Source organism: Aurantiacibacter marinus (assembly GCF_001021555.1).
In the GTDB taxonomy this organism is placed as follows: Bacteria; Pseudomonadota; Alphaproteobacteria; order Sphingomonadales; family Sphingomonadaceae; genus Alteraurantiacibacter; species Alteraurantiacibacter marinus.
In genome coordinates, this window is sequence record NZ_LDCP01000001.1 from 929889 (window position 1) to 948526 (window position 18638).

Annotated in this window: 13 protein-coding genes; 8 read left to right on the forward strand and 5 right to left on the reverse strand. The window is 57.8% G+C overall.

The genetic code is table 11. From position 1 onward, the window contains the following. Both AB731_RS04525 and AB731_RS04530 read right to left on the reverse strand, forming a co-directional pair. Entirely contained in the window at window positions 1-297 is a 297-nt protein-coding gene (locus tag AB731_RS04525; RefSeq protein ID WP_047092245.1) for a DUF1330 domain-containing protein, read from the reverse strand. 38 nt (window positions 298-335) lie between these two features. After that, window positions 336-1124, reverse strand: coding sequence for a citryl-CoA lyase (locus AB731_RS04530; RefSeq protein WP_047092244.1), 789 nt, complete (start codon window positions 1122-1124; stop codon window positions 336-338). 94 nt (window positions 1125-1218) lie between these two features. On the opposite strand from AB731_RS04530, the gene AB731_RS04535 reads away from it, so the two are divergent. The 8 genes from AB731_RS04535 to AB731_RS04570 all read left to right on the forward strand — a co-directional run bounded on the left by AB731_RS04535 (window position 1219) and on the right by AB731_RS04570 (window position 12346). Beyond that, a complete protein-coding gene (locus AB731_RS04535; protein WP_047092243.1) occupies window positions 1219-2355 on the forward strand; it encodes a CaiB/BaiF CoA transferase family protein in 1137 nt (378 codons plus the stop codon). 3 nt (window positions 2356-2358) lie between these two features. Continuing rightward, a complete protein-coding gene (locus AB731_RS04540; protein ID WP_047092242.1) occupies window positions 2359-3162 on the forward strand; it encodes an IclR family transcriptional regulator domain-containing protein in 804 nt (267 codons plus the stop codon). A 145-nt stretch (window positions 3163-3307) separates the two neighbouring features. After that, the gene (locus AB731_RS04545; RefSeq protein WP_047092241.1) at window positions 3308-5473 is read left to right on the forward strand and encodes a TonB-dependent receptor; all 2166 of its coding nucleotides are present in this window, start codon (window positions 3308-3310) and stop codon (window positions 5471-5473) included. Between the two features lie 12 nt (window positions 5474-5485). After that, window positions 5486-6088, forward strand: coding sequence for an NAD(P)H:quinone oxidoreductase (gene wrbA, locus AB731_RS04550; protein ID WP_047092240.1), 603 nt, complete (start codon window positions 5486-5488; stop codon window positions 6086-6088). Window positions 6089-6120: 32 nt separating this feature from the next. Further along, a complete protein-coding gene (locus AB731_RS04555; protein WP_047092239.1) occupies window positions 6121-6669 on the forward strand; it encodes a VOC family protein in 549 nt (182 codons plus the stop codon). Between the two features lie 23 nt (window positions 6670-6692). Beyond that, complete coding sequence (locus AB731_RS04560) at window positions 6693-7517, forward strand: alpha/beta fold hydrolase (protein WP_047092238.1); 825 nt, start codon at window positions 6693-6695, stop codon at window positions 7515-7517. A gap of 56 nt (window positions 7518-7573) precedes the next feature. Continuing rightward, window positions 7574-8704 (forward strand): cobalamin-independent methionine synthase II family protein, encoded by a 1131-nt coding sequence (locus tag AB731_RS04565; protein ID WP_047092237.1) that lies wholly within the window; start codon window positions 7574-7576, stop codon window positions 8702-8704. A gap of 375 nt (window positions 8705-9079) precedes the next feature. Next, window positions 9080-12346 carry a TonB-dependent receptor gene (locus AB731_RS04570; RefSeq protein WP_197076212.1) on the forward strand — a complete coding sequence of 1089 codons (3267 nt, stop codon included), beginning with the start codon at window positions 9080-9082 and terminating at the stop codon, window positions 12344-12346. A 154-nt stretch (window positions 12347-12500) separates the two neighbouring features. Here the strand turns inward: AB731_RS04570 and AB731_RS04575 are convergent, their stop codons facing one another. From AB731_RS04575 to AB731_RS04585, 3 genes are all read right to left on the reverse strand, one after another. Then, on the reverse strand, window positions 12501-13727 hold the full coding sequence (locus AB731_RS04575; RefSeq protein ID WP_047092235.1) for an MFS transporter: 1227 nt from the start codon (window positions 13725-13727) through the stop codon (window positions 12501-12503). Between the two features lie 32 nt (window positions 13728-13759). After that, window positions 13760-15712, reverse strand: coding sequence for a tetratricopeptide repeat-containing sulfotransferase family protein (locus AB731_RS04580; RefSeq protein WP_047092234.1), 1953 nt, complete (start codon window positions 15710-15712; stop codon window positions 13760-13762). A gap of 82 nt (window positions 15713-15794) precedes the next feature. Continuing rightward, a complete protein-coding gene (locus AB731_RS04585) occupies window positions 15795-18449 on the reverse strand; it encodes a TonB-dependent receptor (protein ID WP_047092233.1) in 2655 nt (884 codons plus the stop codon). Window positions 18450-18638 lie beyond the last annotated feature (189 nt).

Consider the following 18638-nt stretch of genomic DNA (forward strand, 5'->3'; position numbering starts at 1 on the left):
CTAGGGCTGCGGGTCCCAACCTTCCGTGATTGCAACTGTGCCGGTGGAATGATCGGTGCGCAGGTGGCAAATTGCCCGGTAGGCTTCCGACGTGTGCCAATCATGCGCGGCCTGGCTAGATGGGAAGCGGACCAGCACTGTGACGGGATGCGGCTCTCCCTCAAGCGCGACGCTTTCGAAATCGGCTGCGATCAATTCCCCGCCAAAGGGCGCCAATGTCGGCGCTACCGCCTCGGGGTAGGGGGCGTATCCTTCGGGGTCGGTGATGGTGTAGCTGGCGACGAGATAGGCTGTCATGCGCAGGGCCTCCCTTGTGGCAAATTCTGGAAAAAATCTCAGGCTGCAGGCTCTTCGAATTCGATGCGGGCGGCAGCTGCGCCGCTCATGATAAAGCCGATCGGCCGCTCGGTTTCTTCTTGCAGATGAGCGATCAAGCTGGCGGTGCGGGCCAGCAAAGACACACCTTTCAATGCGGCCAGCGGAAAGCCCGCGTCCAGCATGACCACTGGTATCGCGCCATTCACATTGATCGGTAGCGTGCGCCCGATAGCTTCGGGAAGGACGCTCTCGATAGCGCGCAGCATGTCGGCGTGTTTGCTCGTGGACGTGTGCTGCGCAGCGATTTCAAGCAAGCGGTGCGCGCGCGGATCGCCGCCTGCGTGTTGCGGATGGCCAAAGCCGGGAATGGCTTTTTTCTCGGCGCGCAGTTCGGCAATGCCGGCCTTAGCGGCGTCTTCGTAACTGATGCCGTCCGCTTCGGCGCGGGCGATGCAATCGGCATAGAACCGTCCGGCAACTTCTGCGCTGCCAAGTACTACCGATCCGCAGCCAAGCAGTCCTGCCGCGACTGCGCCCTGAAAGGCTTCCGGCGCAGCTGCATAGGTCATGCGGGTGGCGACGACACTGGGTACAAGGCCGTGTTCGGCAATCGCGCACAGTACCGCATCGGCCAGAATTTTCTGGCTTTGATCCGGCATCGCGCCGGTAACAAGCAGCCAGAAATAACTTGTGAAATCGACCTTCCCGATCACTTCATCGCACAGGTCCATTCCGCGTACCGTTATGCTGGTTGCGTCTGAATCGCAGATGGACGTGACTGCGTTGTCTTGTTTCCCGATACGCATGGCTGGCCTCTTTTTCGTATGTCGAAGTTGATTTCGCTATCCGAAGAATATAGAGCCATGTCAAGTTTGTGCTGCACAACACAGGAACACTACGATGACGGCGAAGCCATTGCAGAACGTCACCGTGCTCGAAATGGGCACCTTCATAACCGGACCAGCTGCAGGGATGCTGCTGGCTGATCTGGGGGCAGACGTTATCAAGATCGAGCGACCAGGTACAGGCGACCCGTTCCGTTCCTTCAAGGGTGGCCTCTACAGTCCGCATTTCCAGACCTACAATCGCAACAAGCGCAGCCTGACGCTCGACACACGAGATCCGGAAGATCTGGCAGTGTTCGATGCGCTGGTGGCTAAGGCGGATGTCTTTATCCAGAACTTCCGGCCCGGCGTCGCAGACCGGCTGAGCGTCGATGCAGAGCGCCTTCAGGCAATCAATCCCAAGCTGGTCTATGCCTCGATTTCCGGCTTCGGCACCGAAGGGCCAGACCGCGATCGCCCGGCCTTCGATACCGTTGCGCAGGCCGCCAGCGGATTCTTGCGGCTGCTTGTGAATCCGGAACATCCGCGCGTCGTTGGTCCGGCGATTGCCGATGCCATGACAGGATTCTACACGGCGCTGGGCATTCTGGCGGCGCTGAACGAACGGCAGGGCAGCGACAAGGGAAGGGTGGTGGAAACCTCCATGTTTGAGGCCATGTGCCACTTCAATCTGGACGATTTCACCCACCTGCTTTCAGTCGATGAGGTGATGGGGCCGTACAGCCGGCCGCATGTTTCCCAAAGCTATGTGTTCGAATGTGCCGACGGCAAATGGCTGGCGCTGCACATGTCATCCCCGCCCAAGTTCTGGGAAAACCTTGCCACCGCAGTTGGCCAGCCTGATATGCTGCAACTGCCCGCGTTCGAAAGCCGCAATGCCCGCATCAGCCATTATGATGATGTGATCGCTTTCCTCGCCCCGATATTCGCCATGAAAGACCGCGCGCACTGGGTAGGGGAGCTGACGCGTCTGGAAGTCCCCAATTCCGAAGTGCGTAGTTCCACCGAAGTGCTTGCATCTGAACAGGCGAAGGTATTGGGCATCGAAGTATCTGATCCTGCGGGGCCGCATGGAGAGTTCCGCACGATCCGGTCCCCGCTCAGCTTCGACGGGGAGCGCATGACCAGCGTGACTGCGCCGCCGGTGCTGGGGCAGGATGATGAGGCGATACGTGCTTCTTTGAAAGGCTAATGGATGAAAACAGAAGGCAAGGACCCGGAATTCCTGTCAACGCTGGAACGCGGCCTGCGTGTGCTCCAGTCGTTCGATGAAGATCATTCCGAAATGACCTTGAGCGAAGTGGCGGCGAAAACCTCACTCAGCCCGGCAGTCGCCCGGCGGTGCCTCAACACGTTGCTGGAATTGGGTTATGTCGGCAAGCGGGAGCGCAAATTCCTGCTGCGCCCGCAGGTCCTCACAATCGGCTCGGCATTCTTGTCTTCGATGCATGTGGAGCACGTGTGTTTGCCCGGCTTGCAGAACCTGCGCGACCAGACCGGGGACAGCGCTTCGCTTTCTGTCCTTCAAGGCAGCGACATCCTGTATATTTCGCATGTCTCGACCGATCGCCGTTTCCGTCTGCAAACCAATGTCGGTACCCGGTATCCGTTTCACGCCACGTCGATGGGCAAGGTACTTGCCGCCTTTTTGGACGATGATGCGCGGGCAAGCCTGTTGGCCAATTCTGCATTGGAGCGTTTTACGGAACGCACATTGACCGACCCGGCAGTGCTGGAACAACGGTTCGCCCTGATCCGCGAACGCGGATACGATTCCGCGCTGGACGAGCTTGATTATGGCATCGTTTCGCTCGCCATCCCGCTGTTCGACAAAAAGCGGCAAGTCATCGCGGCGATCAACTGTTCTACCTCCACCACGCGCATTTCGCAGGATGAACTGGTGCGGACCCGTCTGCCATTGCTGCGGGCCGCAGCGAGTGAAATTCAGGCTGCACTGCAGCAATGGCCGGCGCTCGCAGCATCGCTCGGAAGTGGATGATAGTTTTTCGCATATCGAATTTGACTTCGCATGGCGAAGTGATTAGGGGCAGTTCATAAGGCGCGGAATAACGCGTTCCATCGGGAGAGAAGTGATGAGAGCTCTTGGAATTTCCTTGGCGAGTACGATCGCAATTGCCGCAGCAATGAGCGCGGCGCCGGTTCAGGCGCAGGACAATCAGGCAGAGGACGACGCTCAGGAAGAAGTTCAGGCGCAGGGCAACGATATTGTTGTCACCGCGCTGAGGCGCGACGAAAGCCTGCAGGATACGCCGGCCGCGATTACCGCTTTCAATGCTGAAGCTATCGCGAACGCCGGCATTGAACGCCCAGGCGATTTTATCGCGCTCACGTCCAACGTGAATTTGGTCGAGACGCAGAATGCGGGCAACGCATTCATCATTATTCGCGGGATAACCCAGGCCCGCAATTCAGAGCCTTCGGTCGCAGTGGTTGTGGACGGGGTGCAACAAGTAAACCCCGCGCAATTCAACCAGGATCTGTTTGATATTGAGCAGATCGAAGTGTTGAAGGGGCCGCAGGGCGGTCTTTACGGCCGCAATGCCATTGGCGGCGCGATTATCATTACCACCCGTCAGCCATCCGATGTTCTGGAAGGCAATATTCGCCTTGGTGTGGACAATGGCTTTGGATATTATGCCCGTGGCGGCCTCAGCGGCCCGCTGGCAGACGGCGTCGCCTTCCGCGTTGCCGGTTCATATTACGACACAGAAGGGTTCATCCCGAACACCTTCCTTGGTGAAGATGCGGATCCCGTTGAAGATTACAGTTTGCGCGGCAATTTGTTGATCGATGCAACCGACGAACTGTCCTTCGACCTGCGCGCTTCCATGAACCGGTTGCGCACGCAGGCCTTGTATTTCAATATCGTCAACGACGTAAACGATACGAGCCTTCCGGTCCGCGTCAACAATCGCGGCCAGAACGACCGCGACATCAACAATGTCTCTCTGAAAACCACGTTCGAGGGGGACAACGCCGTTTTTACCTCGGTCACGTCTTACGACACGCTTGAAGAAGTGCTGACGGGCGATGCCTTCGACTTCCTGCCGATCCAGGACTCCTTCTTCTTCAACCTTTTCGAAGATATTTTTGGCGCTGGTAACGGGTTCGATCTCAACCAGAGCCAGTTCCTTGATGTTGAAGCCTTCAGCCAGGAAGTCCGGATTGAATCGCCGCGCAATGCCGGGCCGTTCAACTGGATGGTCGGTGGATATCTGATCGATACCCAGCGGTTCATCTCGACTGGTAACATGATTGATACAGGCGCCGGGGCCTTCCCGGTATTTCGTGAACCATCGACCAATCCGCTCAACCCGCAATTCAGTTTCCTCGCAGACGGGCAGGATAACTTCGCCTGGGCACTTTTCGTGAATGCCGGTTATGAATTCAGCGAACAGTTCCGGATCGACGGTTCGCTTCGGTATGACCGAGACCGCCGCCGCAACACCACGCTGACGCCGACTGCTTTCCTGCCCAATGTCCCGGGCTTCCCGCAGGGCGCGACGGGCGAAGTGCGCACACGCACTTTCGATGACTGGCAGCCGCGCCTGACTGTCACCTATGAACCGAATGACGATCTGACGATTTACGGCGGTTACGGCCGCGGCTTCCGTTCGGGCGGTTTCAACCAGACCGGCGTGGGCGGTGTTGCGGCAAATGCCGGTATTGTTGGCGTGTCCGATATTTTCGAAGCGGAAACCGCCGATACGTTCGAAGTAGGCTTCAAGGCGGATGTCGGTTTTGCCGATATCAATGGTGCGGTTTACACCACGCAATCTCGCAACAGCTATTTCTTCGTCTTCCTCGCTGAAAACTCCACGCAGAATCTCGGCAATATCCCCGAAGTCCAGCTTCAGGGGTTCGAGCTTGAAGCGACTGCTGAATTGTTTCCATACTTTGACGTGAGCGCCGCACTGGGCGTGACTTACAGCGACATTCAGGATTTCCCCGATCCTTCCGTCATCGGCAATGAAGCGCCGCTGATCTCGCGCTATACATTCAATCTTGGCGCACAATATGATGGCCCGCTGAATGATAATGTCGATGCGCTTTTCCGCATTGATTACCGCCGCACCGGCAAAACCTGGTGGGAGCCATTCAACACCACTGTCCGTGATCCGGTAGACATCGTCGATATGCGTGTGGGGCTGCGGATGGACGGATGGTCTGTTACCGCGTTCACGCAAAACTGGTTTGACGAAGAATATAACGCCGAGTTTTCGCCCGGCGGCTTTGTCTACAAGGCCAAGCCTTTGCGTTATGGTCTCGAAATCGGATATGAATTCTAAGGAGCAAGAATAATGGCAAAGGTGCTGGTCCTCTACTACTCGAGCTACGGCCACATAGAGACAATGGCGCGTGCCGTGGCCGAAGGTGCCGCAGGCGTGGGGGGCACCGAAGTTACGGTAAAGCGTGTGCCAGAGATCATGCCGGAAGATGTCGCGCGGTCCGCAGGTGTCAAGCTGGACCAGGATGCTGAGATCGCCACCCCGGGCGAGCTTGCCGATTATGACGCGATCATCTTCGGCACACCAACGCGGTTTGGCAACATGGCAGCGCAGATGCGCAACTTCCTCGATCAGACAGGGCCTTTGTGGTTCGAAAACAAGCTGGTCGGCAAGGTCGGCAGCGTGTTTTGTTCCACAGCCAGCCAGCATGGCGGGCAGGAAACCACGATCACTTCGTTCCACATTACTTTGCTGCATCACGGTATGGTAATCGCGGGCCTTCCCTATACCTTTGCCGGTAATAACGAGATGGGTGAAATCAGCGGCGGAACGCCGTATGGTGCGACCACGCTGGCAGGCTCAGATGGCAGCCGTATGCCGAGCGAAAACGAGCTGGCGGGCGCCCGTTTCCAGGGCGGTCACGTCGCCAAACTTGCAGCAAAGCTGGCCGCCTGAACGCCGCACTGCTGAGAAAAGAGAGGAAAGTCATGACGCAGAAAATCCTGGCCAAGCGGCTGCATCATACAGCCTATGTTACCAAAGATCTGGAAGCGACCCGCGCGTTTTACGAAGACGTGCTCGGCTTCCCGCTGATGGCAACGTATTGCGAGAAGGACGAACTGTTCGGCAAGGAACGCACCTACTGCCATTGCTTCTTTGAAATGGCCGATGGCAGCGCGCTGGCGTTCTTCCAGTTTGCCGATCCTGACGATCAGGCAGAATTCGGCCCGGACATGCCCGAATCCCCGTTCATCCATATCGCGCTTCAGGTCGATGTTGAAGGACAGGCGGAATTGGGACGCCGGATTGAAGCCGCGGGGATCACGCCGCCCAATACCTATGTCCTCGAACACGGATACTGCCGCTCATTGTATGTGAAGGATCCCAACGGCATGATCCTGGAATTCACATACGATGATCCGCGCGCTGAACCGCTTGATGCGCAGCGCCGCGAGAATGCGCATGGTGAACTGAAACGCTGGCTGGCGGGTGATCATCACAACAACAATCCGTTCCGCGCAGAAGAAGCGGCCTGATATCGGTTATGGGGGCATCAGGTATGACCGATGCCCCGATGCCGCCTGTCGCAAGAGCGATCTGGCATGGTGAAGTCGATGTCGGCGATGGCATCGTCCCGGTTGCTCTGGCCGGCGACGGCCCGCCGCTGATCATGCTCCACGGCTGGACGCTGGATTGGCGCATGTGGCAGCCGCAGATCGATGCGCTGGCACAGCATTTCCAACTGGTGATGCCCGACAGGCGCGGCTTTGGCATGTCCACCGCACCGCCTGACCTATCGCGCGAAGCTGACGATGTGGAGCGGATCGCCGATTTCCTCGGGCTGGAACGATATGCGCTGCTCGGCCTTTCACAAGGCGCCGCAGTGGCGCTCGACTGCGCGCACAAACATGGCTGGCGAATCAATTGCCTCATCGCTTCCGGTGCGCCGCTACCGGCTCTGGTCGAACGTGACGAAGTGATCGACATTGCCCGGTATGAGGCTTGGGCGCGGGATGGGGATCTGGCCGCGATGCGCACAGACTGGTCGCACCACGAGCTGATGCGGCACGATAATCCCGCCACAAGTGCGCTGGTCGAGCAAATTCTCGGCGATTACGCCGGACGTGATCTGCTTTCTCCATCGGCATTGCCTGGTGTTCCGCGCGATGCGCTTGCGCATTTGCCAATGCCGCTGCTGGCCATGACAGGTGCCAGCGATAGCGTCTGGAGGCGCGATTGCGCGCGGGCGCTCGGTGATCTGGTCCCGCGTGGGCGCAGCGCATTGATCGAAGGGGCGGGCCACATGGCCAATCTGGACAATCCGGCAGGCTTCAACGAGGTGGTCGGCGAATTTCTGCACAAATGCATTAGGCCGAAGACTTAATCTCCCGGGAACCTGCTGGGTACCCGTGTCGCAACGCCAAACATAAGGCCCTTTTCATGACTTCAGGACGTTTCCTTACCACCCATGTCGGTAGTCTCCCACGCCCGGAATATCTGCTCGATATGATGTTCGCGCGTGAGGAAGGTGCCACCATAACGGCGGCGGCATTCAACGAAGCGGTTGAAAGCGCCACTGCCGAGGTGGTTGCGCGGCAAAGGCAGGCTGGCATAGATTTCGTGAACGATGGGGAGATGTCAAAGCCCAGCTATGCCACTTACATCAAGCATCGCCTGTCGGGTTTTGGAGGTGAAGCCGGGCAATATGAGTTTCAGGATCTGGAAGAATTTCCGGATGCGAAGGCCCAGGTGTTCGGCAATAAAGGAAGGGCCAAGCGCTCCGCACCAGCCTGCACCGCGCCGATCGAAGTGATCGATATGGACGCCCCGCGCATTGATGCAGAGCGATTGTCCCGCCTTGCTGACGGACACGCCACCTTTATGTCCGCCGCTTCTCCCGGTGTGACCGCGCTGTTTTTTCCCAACCAGTTTTATTCAACTGACGAGGAGTACGTATTCGCGTTGGCAGAGGGATTGCGCCACGAATACGAGACCATTGCCGCTGCGGGGATCAAGCTGCAGGTCGATTGTCCCGATCTGGCGATGGGCCGGCACGTGCAATTCACCGATCTGTCGCTGGAGGATTTCCGCAAACGTATCGGCATGAATGTCGCGGCACTCAACCATGCCTTGCAGAACATTCCCGCCGAACAATGCCGGATGCATCTATGCTGGGGCAATTATCCCGGGCCGCATCACTGCGATGTAGCGCTGGCCGAAATCGCCGACATCGTTTGGCAGGCGAAGCCGCAAACCGTATTGTTGGAAGGGGCAAACCCGCGCCATGCGCACGAGTTCAGCCTGTTTGAGGAGCATCCGCTACCGGACGGAAAAATCCTGTGCCCCGGCATGGTCGAACCGCAAAGCACCTATATCGAACATCCCGAACTGATTGCGCAACGCATCGGCCGCTATGCCGATCTGGTTGGCCGCGAACGCGTGATGGCCGGTGTCGATTGCGGCTTTTCCGTTCACGCAGGCAGCAATACTCTGGTCCCGGAGATCGTGTGGGCCAAGCTTGCCGCGCTGGCCCAGGGCGCAGAAATCGCGAACGAAAAATACTGGCATTGAGCGGCGCATGATTGGCCTCTGCTACCGGGGCCGATAGAAGCATCGTCTGCCGCCTCGGACTCCGGAAAAATTGTGCCGGATTGAGCGGGTGATTCGTGCTGATTCGCGCGAGCTATCTGACCCATTTTGCGATTCTGGAAGGGTTGCGCAACTGCGCCAGGTTGATTGATTGTTGTTATATGTGGCCAAAATCTGCCCTTTTCTGACAAAGTAACATCAAAAACAATCATCAGAACGACAAATTATATTGACCATGTGATCACTTGGTATCAATTCCTATGCCAATAAAAGGTCTGGGAGAGTCTCATGAAATATAATTACGCGCGTTCCTTTTCTTCATTGCTCATGGCCGGTGTCGCGGCCTCTACTTTGTGCATGCCTTTGCACGCGCTGGCGCAAGACCAGCAGAATGCCGAAGAAGCGTCACGCCAGCCGCAGGCTGCCGGCCAGCAGACTGCTCCGCCGGTCACTGTCGCATCGCCCCCGGCCGCAGAAGATCAGATCGTGGTGACCGGGATACGCGCAAGTCTGGAGGATGCTCTTGATATCCGCCGCAATGCCGATGTGATCCTCGATGGTATTTCCAGCGATGATATCGGTTCCACTCCCGATCTTAACCTGGGTGAAGCGCTTGCGCGAATTCCCGGCGTGCAGATCAACCGTGAAGCTGGCCGCCGCGACGCCACCATCTCGGTACGCGGCCTGCCAGGGCGCTTCACAAAGACCACGATCATGGGGCAGACAATTGCTTCTACCACCCGTGGCAACAATACCGGCAATCCTTTTGGCATTTTCGAAAGCGCGATCTTCAATGGCGCGAATGTCATCAAGTCTTTCACCGCTGACACGCCATCTGGCGGTCTGGCGGCGCAGGTGGATCTTCGCCTGACCGGCGCGCTGGACCGGCGCGATGGCTTCGTTGCCCGCGCGGAATTGGGCTATGAGGAGACCACGCAGGACTGGAATCCGGCATTCTTCGTTTCCGGCGCGGAGCACCTTTCCGATCGTTTCGCATTATACGGCGCAGTAGCCTATTCCGCGCAGAGCTTCCGCCGCGATACCTTTCGGGTGAACGCCTACAACGCATTCGGCCAAGCTCAGATTGACGGGATTGCTGCAGGTACTTCACCGTCTGGCATCGGGGAAACAGTCGGCCTTGTTGCCAACCCGGCTTTCGATATTTCCGCAGTCGGCGCAAACGGCCTGGATAATGCGGTTATTTTCCCGCGCGAAATACGTCAATTTGTGGAAACCAGCGATGGCTCCCGCGTATCTGCCTCTGCGGGAATGGGCTATGAAGTTTCGGACAATCTGAGCCTGCGCGTGGACGGGATTTTCACCCGCCGCGATTTCAACGCTGCAAATCAGGACATCTTCCTTGTCAACCCGAACCCGGCCAATGCGATCATTTCGCCATTGTCCAACCCGCTTTCAGTCGGTGTCGTTGATTATAATGACGACGGCATCGAGGAGAACGTGTTTCTCGTATCGCGCATCTTGGCCAGTGACCAGACGACGGCTATCGGTAATCGCAACTTCCCATCGTTCGATCAGTCATGGGCAATCTACCCGCAGCTCAATTTCGAAAACGATCAATGGCGGATCGATGTTATCGGTACCTATTCGGAAGCCGAAAGCTTTGCCCGCCTGAACCAGTATGACGTACGCGTGCGTGAACGCGGCGGACGGCGTGACAACAATTTTGACGGGATCGACGATCTTGGGACCGGCCAGACGGCGATCTTTGATACCGGCGCAGGCAATCTTGATCAGATATTCATCCGTAATTTCGTCCCCGCTTCGCTCCTGACGGTTACTCCGGGGACCGGGCAGAACTGGTCGCTCGAAAGCAGCACCATCGGTGCCCGCTTCAACGTCCCCACGGTTTCTCCCAGTGGTTCTACGTTCAATTCGCCGGTGTCTTTCCTGATTGCCGGTTTCACCGACGAAGTAGCCCGCGATGTCACTTCGATTGATTTCGATGTCGCGCGCAAATTCGAAGGCAGTGTGATCACAGAAGTGGCAGTCGGCGGCTTCTACTCTCGGGAAAACGCGCTGCGTACGCGAGTGGAAAACGGCGTCCTTGGGGCCGATTTCACTGCTCTGACTGATGATGTTTTCCGCTTGAATGATGGCGTATCGCGCGGCGGAGAATATCTGGGCGGCTCTATTCCGGGCGCCGAACTGGAGAATTTCCTCTCTCTGGATATTCCGCTGGTGGAAGGGGCCTTGCTGCCTATCACCAACACGCCGATTACCGGCATCACGGCCAATTTCAACGCCGCCAACTTGCGCAGCTTCTTCCCCGAATTGACAAATGCCAGCGCCCAATCGGTCACTTACGAGGAAATGTTGGCCGCGCTTCCCGCCAATCCGGGCACGGGATATTCCCAGCGTCTTCCGCAACGCCGCGTGATCGACGACAATTACGCCACCGCACGCGAGACGGTGGAAGCCTATGCGATGCTGAAGTTCGACGTTTCGGAAGTTTCCGATTTCGGTCTGCGCGGCAATATCGGCGGACGTTACGTACGTACTGATCTGTCCGGTAGTCTCGAGCCTATCTCGACCGAGTTCTACGATAATCTGGCGGCCATCCGGGCTGCCAATGGCGGCGCTCCGCTGGAATTCCGCTCCGGTGCGTTCACCCAGTTTCCCCTGGAAAACAATACTTTCGAACGTTTCCTGCCATCGGTGAACCTGATTTACGAAATCACCCCGAACCTTGTTCTGCGGGCGGCCTACTATCAGACATTCGAAGCATTCGATCTTGCAGAATTTTCGCCTTCGCCGACAATCATTGTCGATAACGAGCCTGGCGGTGATCCCGATGATCCGGCAGCGCCGATTAACCTTGGCAGTGATGGCAATCCGATCCCTTCGACCGTGGTCGATGTCAGCGGGCTGGACATCAGCCCCCGCCGCTCCAACGCGTTCGATCTGGGCCTAAGCTGGTACAACCGCCCCGGTAGCGTGGTCTCGGTCGGCTTCTTCCGCAAATCGCTGATCAATGACATCACCCGCTTCCGCGGCTTCTGTCCGAATGGTGAAACGCTGTCTTTCGAAGGCCGCACTTTCACCGATCTGCGCACGTCGCTGTCCGGCCCCAATGCCAACCAGTGTGTCTTCACCAATGATCTGGGTGACGAACAGCGGGTGCGGATCAATGTCAGCCAGAACAACCCGGATACGATCAATGTGACCGGCTTCGAGGCACAGATCCAGCAACGGCTGGATTTCCTGCCGGGACCGTTGGAGAACACTGGCTTTGTGGTCAACTATACCCGCGTGCGTTCAGGCGGGGCCAACGATGTGCAGCTGTTCAACGTGGCCGAGGATACCTTCAACATCATCGGTTACTACGAGGACGATCTGTTCCAGGCGCGTCTTGCCTATAACAACCAATCTGAAATCCAGCGCGAAGGCAGCGGTTCTTTCACCGGTGGTTCGACCTTGATTGCCCCGCGCGATCAGCTCGATTTCAGTGGTGCGATCAAGCCTGCGCGCAATTTCGAACTGCGGTTTGAGGTGTTCAACATCACCAATTCGTCGCGCCGCGAATATGTCGGCTTTGAAGAGCTGCTGCGCGTTTATGAATATGATGGCCGGACCTATTCGATGTCCGCCACCTATCGCTTCTAATATACCGTAAATCTCCCCTGGGGGCTGGCTCGCCTTGCGCGCGTCAGCCTCTTTTTTCACGTTGCAGGCCGGAAAATGTCGGCCGCGGGAAAGGGATCAGAACCGCTTTGGCAGAGCCGTTGGTTGCGCCCGCTTCGATGATACGGAGATAAGTCTACAGGCCTTCGCCCAGCTTTCTATCAAGGGGCGATGGAACCGGCGTGGTCCGGGGAAAGCTACGGAAGGTCTGCTGTTCGGCACTTGGGACAGGTTTGCTGGTGGCCATCCTCCAAATTCCGAATATCGCGCCTGCAAGCGCCACTACAGCAATGGAAGCAAACAGCCCTGAAGGCCCGAAGATCGACATTGCGGCAGAACCGATTTGCGGCCCGGCGACTGCACCGGCGGAATAGACAAGAACCAGACCGCTACTGGCGCCCACTCGCTCGCTCTCGTTCAGGTGATCGTTGGAATGGGCCACGCAAAGCGGGTAAAGCGCGAACACGAAGCCGCCGAAAAGTGCGCCACATACAAAGATTGCTGCGGGCACCGCCAACACAGAAAGCACAAGACTGAGCGCCGCGGATACCGCCATGCAAATGATGATGATGCGGCGCCGGTCAAATCGATCGGAAAGGCGACCAAGCGGATATTGCAGGATCACGCCGCCCGAAATCACACAGGAAGTGAACAAGGCAATTTGCGATAGCGGCAAACCAATCCGCTGAACAAAAACTGCGCCAAGCCCGTAGAACGCGCCGAGCATTATTCCCGTCACCAGCGTTCCGATGATACCAAGCGGAGACGCGGTATAGAGGCGCCCAAGAGAGAATGGTTCCACCTTTTCGAGAATTGGCTGCTCGATTTGTGTCAGCACTACCGGCAAGACCGCAAGCGACAGCAGAATGGAGGACAGCATAAACGGCAATGCCGGAGCATTATCGCCCAGATTGAGCAGAAATTGTCCGACTGCCTGGCCCGCATATAACGCGATCATATAGGCAGCAAGAATTGTGCTTCTGTTGGCGGGCTTTGCCAGCCTGTTCAGCCAGCTTTCAAGACATACAAAAACCCCGCTCATCGCAAATCCGTCAATGAAACGCAGCCCCGTCCAAACGGCGGGCACGTCAACAATGGCATAGGTCAGGCTTGTTGCTGAATAGATCGACACAAATGCAGCGAAAGCGCGGATATGGCCGATGCGGGCGATCAGTGGTGTAACCCGCATTGCTCCGAGAGCCAGACCGCCGAAATAGGCGGTGGCGGCAAGCCCGATGACAAGGGAGCCTGCGCCATCCTGTTCCAGCCGAACGGCGATCAGTGTCGATAGGAACCCGCTTCCGGCCATCAAGACGAATATGGCGAGCAGCAAAGTCCGCACGGAATTAAGAGAGCCGATCATCTAGCGGCCATAATCCGGGTTTCGACCCGAAGCTAGGACAACTCGTCCAGCGCTTCATGCAAGTCACCAAGCCATGGATCGAATGGCTTCCACGCACCTTGGCCGCTGCGATTGATGGGTTTGCGGACTTGCTCGCTGCTGGCAGTGCGTACTGCGCGATCTGTCTGATGGAAATTCACGCAGGCTTCTTCGAACGGCAAGCCGCAATGGTCCAGCAGACGGCGGATCTGGCCTTCGGGATCATCCAGCACATCTTCGTGCTGAACACGCAATATCTTGCCCGGCAGCACCGCGTCCCAATGGTCCATAAGCTTGACATAATCAGCATAGTACCGGCCCACTTCGTGGAGGCCGTAGGTAAATTCCTGCCCTTCCGCGAACAGCTGTTTGAAGCCGGAGAAGCAGCAGTCCATCGGCGCGCGGCGCGCATCGATGATGGTGGCATTCGGCAAGATCAGATGGATCAGGCCGATATGGCGGAAATTGTTCGGCATCTTGTCGATAAAAAACGCACCGCCCTGCCGATGGACCTGTGTGTTCGCGATATAGTGGTGGCCGAAGCCGGTCAGCTGCTCGCCCGTCAGATCATGCAGCACCTGCGGGTAAAGCGATTGCCCTGCCTTACGGCCGCGAAGGCGATGGGCCAGCGCCAGGATATCGGGCAGCTCCATCGTGCCATCGACCTGGCTATGACTGGCAAGGATTTGCTCCAGCAAAGTTGATCCGGCACGCGGCAGGCCAAGGATGAAGATCGGATCCCGCGCGCCGTGACCAGCGCTTTCATGCTTGGCGAAAAGATCAGGCGTGCAGACCTCGCGCTGCTTCGCCAGCTCCTCGCTCATGCGGCCTGCATCATAGCGGGTCTGCGCGCGTTTCAGCGCATTGCCGGCGTCGTAATAGCCAAAGCTCGCTTCATATTGCTGGCGGTCTTCGTGCGCCTTGCCGAGCGCAAAAGAGATGTGAACGCGGTCCATAAACGCCAGTTCGGGACGCGCAGCCTGCGCTTCCATCGCGGCGATCTCTTCATCCGAAAAACGATAGGTCTTGAGGTTCGCCAGCGCATACCATGCATCGCCGTGATCGGGCTTTGCAGCAAAGGCTGCGCGGTAGCTTGCTACCGCATCATCGCTGCGGCCAGTTGTCTTCAGCGCATGACCCCGGCTGGTGAGCGTGGCCGGATCAGAAGGGAGCTTTTCCAGCACCTGATCGAACAACGCAAAGGCGCGATCAAAATCGCCGGTTTGCATGCTTTCGATGGCGAGGTGAGACTGGAACAGCGGGCTGTCCGGGTCTGCCTGATACAGCGCTTCCGCCTCTTCGCGGGCCTTGGCGAATTTTTGCCGCCGCCGCAGCGCGTCCATGTAATCGAGCCGGACTTGAATGTTATCCGGTTCAAACACGGCCGCGCTTTCAAGCAGGAATTCGGCATCATCCAGAATGCCCAGCTTGATGCCGATCTGCGCCAGCAGCCGCATGCCTTCAACCGACTTCGGGTTGGTGCGCAGGAAGTGGCGGCAGATTTCCTCGGCCCGCAGCAGGCGGCCTTCGTGCAGATGGTTGGTAACAGCGACCAATTCGCGTGGCAGAGCGGCAATCCGGTCCGCCTGAGCCTTTGCGGCAATTGCCGCTGGCCCGGATTGCAATTCCGCCAAAGCGGTCCAGCTGGCGAGCAAGGCAGGGTTGAACCGCGTTGCCCGCTGAAATGCTGCAATGGCAATTGGCGCATCGCCCCTTGCGCTGGCGAGATGCCCTGCCTCCTGCCACGCACGGCCATATTCGGGCATGGCTGCATGCAGCCGCGCCAATGCGCCTTCCGCCTTGGCAAACTGGCCGAGATAACGCTGCGCGACCGCTGCCATATACAGCGCTTCACCATCATCCGGGGCATCCGCCAGAATCGCATCGACCTGCGCCAGGCCGCCAGCAAAATCGCCCGCCTGAAGCGCTATTTGCGCCGCCGCCAATTGGTCGTCCCGTGTCGCCATCGTCTGCCTTTACCAATAGAAAACGGCGGAAGCGAACATATGGTTCACTCCCGCCGCCTGCTGTTTCACATCTGCCTGCGACTTAGTAGTCGTAGGATACCCGGAAGCCCACGGTCATCGGACGGTTCACGGAAATCCGTGGACGGTCGTTGACGTAGTTGCCGGAAATCTGCGCGCGCTCGTTGAACAGGTTTTCGCCGAACACTTCGAAACGCCATTCGTTGGCCACCACACCGGCGGACAGATCGACTACGGTATAGCTGTCGAGTTCAAGCTTGTTGATCTCGATAATGTCGGTGAACTTCGATGCCGAGTAGGTGAACTGCGGCATGATGAACGCTTCGAGGTCGTTCGACAGGTCCCATTCGTAACGCGCCCGGATGTTGCCCTGGAATTCCGGAGCAAAGGCCAGCGGCTCGCCAACCAGCACATCCGTTGTCGGGGTCAGAACCTCTGTGATTTTCGTGTCGAGGATCGACACGGCACCGGCAATGGTCAGGCCCGGAACGGCATAAGGCGCGATGGTGAAGTCAGCTTCCAAACCGTAAATCTCTGCATTGGCCGCATTGTCCGAGAAGAACAGATTGGTGATGCTGGGATCGAAGATGGTGGTCTGCAAACGGCTGATGTCCACGTAGAACGCACTGCCGTTGAAACGCAGCTGGCCGTCAACCAGATCAAGCTTCCAACCGAATTCGTAATTCTGCACTTCATCGGTATCGAGCTCGAACGGAACGGTGAAGCCCGCGCCATTGGTTGAGCCACCCGGACGGTTCAGCAAGCCAGGGCGGAAGCCTTCCGAATAAGTCGCGTAGAACAGCGTATCAGGCGTTGGAGTCAGCGTGACCGTCCCCTTGAAGATCGTGCCCGAAGCTGCGGCCACATCAGGTGCGCGCACAGCGTTGAAAACCTGCTGTGCCTGCGTTGCGGAAAGGCCCGCGTTCTGAATGTCCTGCAGACTGTCGTTCAGATCAAACGTCTGACGCAGGGCCGCATTGCATGATCCGATGAAGGTGTACACGCCGTCTCCATCATACAAATCGTTGATATCGGTGCCGAAGGCGTTGGCATCCTGCGCCGCGCCGGAGTTACAGAAAGAGCCGTTGGCGCTGCCTTCAAAATCCACTTCGATATCGTAATACCGCGCGCCGCCGGTAATGGTCAGCAGCTCCGGAATGATATCAAAGCTGACTTCACCGAAGAAACCAAGCTGCTGATCGGTCCGGCGAATATCGTTGCGGAAGATCGTTTCAGCCGGGAAGGGGCCGGGCTGCGTGGTGAAGCCGTCCTGCGGGAAGTTCGGGGCAAAAGCACCGAATGGCTGCGCGAGGACATTACCTGGATAGGCAAAGTCATTGCGCTCTTCCAATTGAAGGTCGGAATAAAAGCCGCCGGCCTGTGCACGCACCCGCCAGTCTGCCGGTGTGGCGAAACGCAGTTCCTGCGTGAACACGGTCGTGTCCGAAGCAGACGTAACATACAGGTTTGGCGCCTGGCACGTGCCGCTGGGATCATTGCCTGCACCCGGATAGCTGACGCTGCCGTCACAGATGTAATATGGCAGATACTGGCCGACGAAGAGATAGTCGGTGTAATCGACCCGCTGGTTTGTCTCGCGGTCGGTATAGGCACCGGTATAGACCACATCGAGCATCGCAAGGCGGCCTTCAACCGTCCAGCTGGTGTTCGAAAAATTGTCTTCCAGACGATCTTCTTCAAAACGCTGCACGTCCAACGCATCAAGGCCGCCGGGCAGTTCTGGATCAGCGAAGAATACGCCGTCTGCTTCAACACTCTGGCGAGTGTGGGCGACGGTGAAAGTCCAATCCGGAGTGATTTCCCAAAGCGCCGAGGCGCGGAAACCCGAATACTGCGTATCGTTGAAGTTTTCCTGCACGATGCCGGCATTGTCGGCATCGAGGAATGTCACATTGCTTAGATCGGCGCCGGCCTGAAAGCCGCCGCGCAGCGGACTGACAGCCACGCCGTTGGAACGCACGGTTCCGGCGGAGCGGAAGCGCGCGCTTTCCGAAGCGTTGCGGGTTCCAGCCACGTTGTCGATATAGCCGCCCTGATGGTCAAGATACACCACGCCGCGCACAGCCAAGCTGTCCGTCACCGGCAGGTTCAGCATCATTTCGGCATTGTAGCTCGTCTCGCCGCCCTTGGTGAAGGAGACGCCAGCAGACGCGCCAGCATCGAAACCGGCAAGGCTTGGCTTGTTGGTGATAAGGCGCACGACGCCTGCCTGCGAACTGGCACCGAACAGCGTGCCTTGCGGGCCCGACAGAACTTCGATGCGCGACAGATCGGCGGCGTACACGTCAAGATTACGGCCCGGCTGCGCCAACGGCTGTTCGTCAAGATACAGCGCCACGTTGGGAGCGAGACCGGCGACGCCAGCCGTTGTCAGGTTCGGCGTGGTGGAGGCAAGACCGCGAATGTAGATCGTGGACTGGCCGGGGCCGCTGCCGCCCGCGGTAACGCTGGGAAGCTGATCGAGGTAATCGTCAAAAGTGGCAATCGCGAGTTCTTGCAGACCTTCTTCGCCAAGCGCCTGCACGCTGATCGGCACATCCTGCAAATCTTCTTCGCGTTTCTGCGCGGTAACAACGATAGTTCCAACGCCGCCAGTACGTTCCTGCGCGGCCGGAACTTCGGCGTCTTGCGCCAAGGCCGGCGAAGCGATTGCGATGGCCAACGCGCCGAATGACGCGCCGCTGGTAAATTTCAACATGTAAGAAGTCCCTTGAGGTCACAATTCAGTGATCACGCCGCAAAACTGCGAAAACGAACGCGATCTTGATCTGGAAACGGCGAAGAGAATATCCGCCCGTGACGCGTTAGATAGTGAGGACTGCGCAAGGACTCCACAGTCTGCGGCCACATTTCGAGACTGTTTTTATGTATGTTGTATAATAACAAC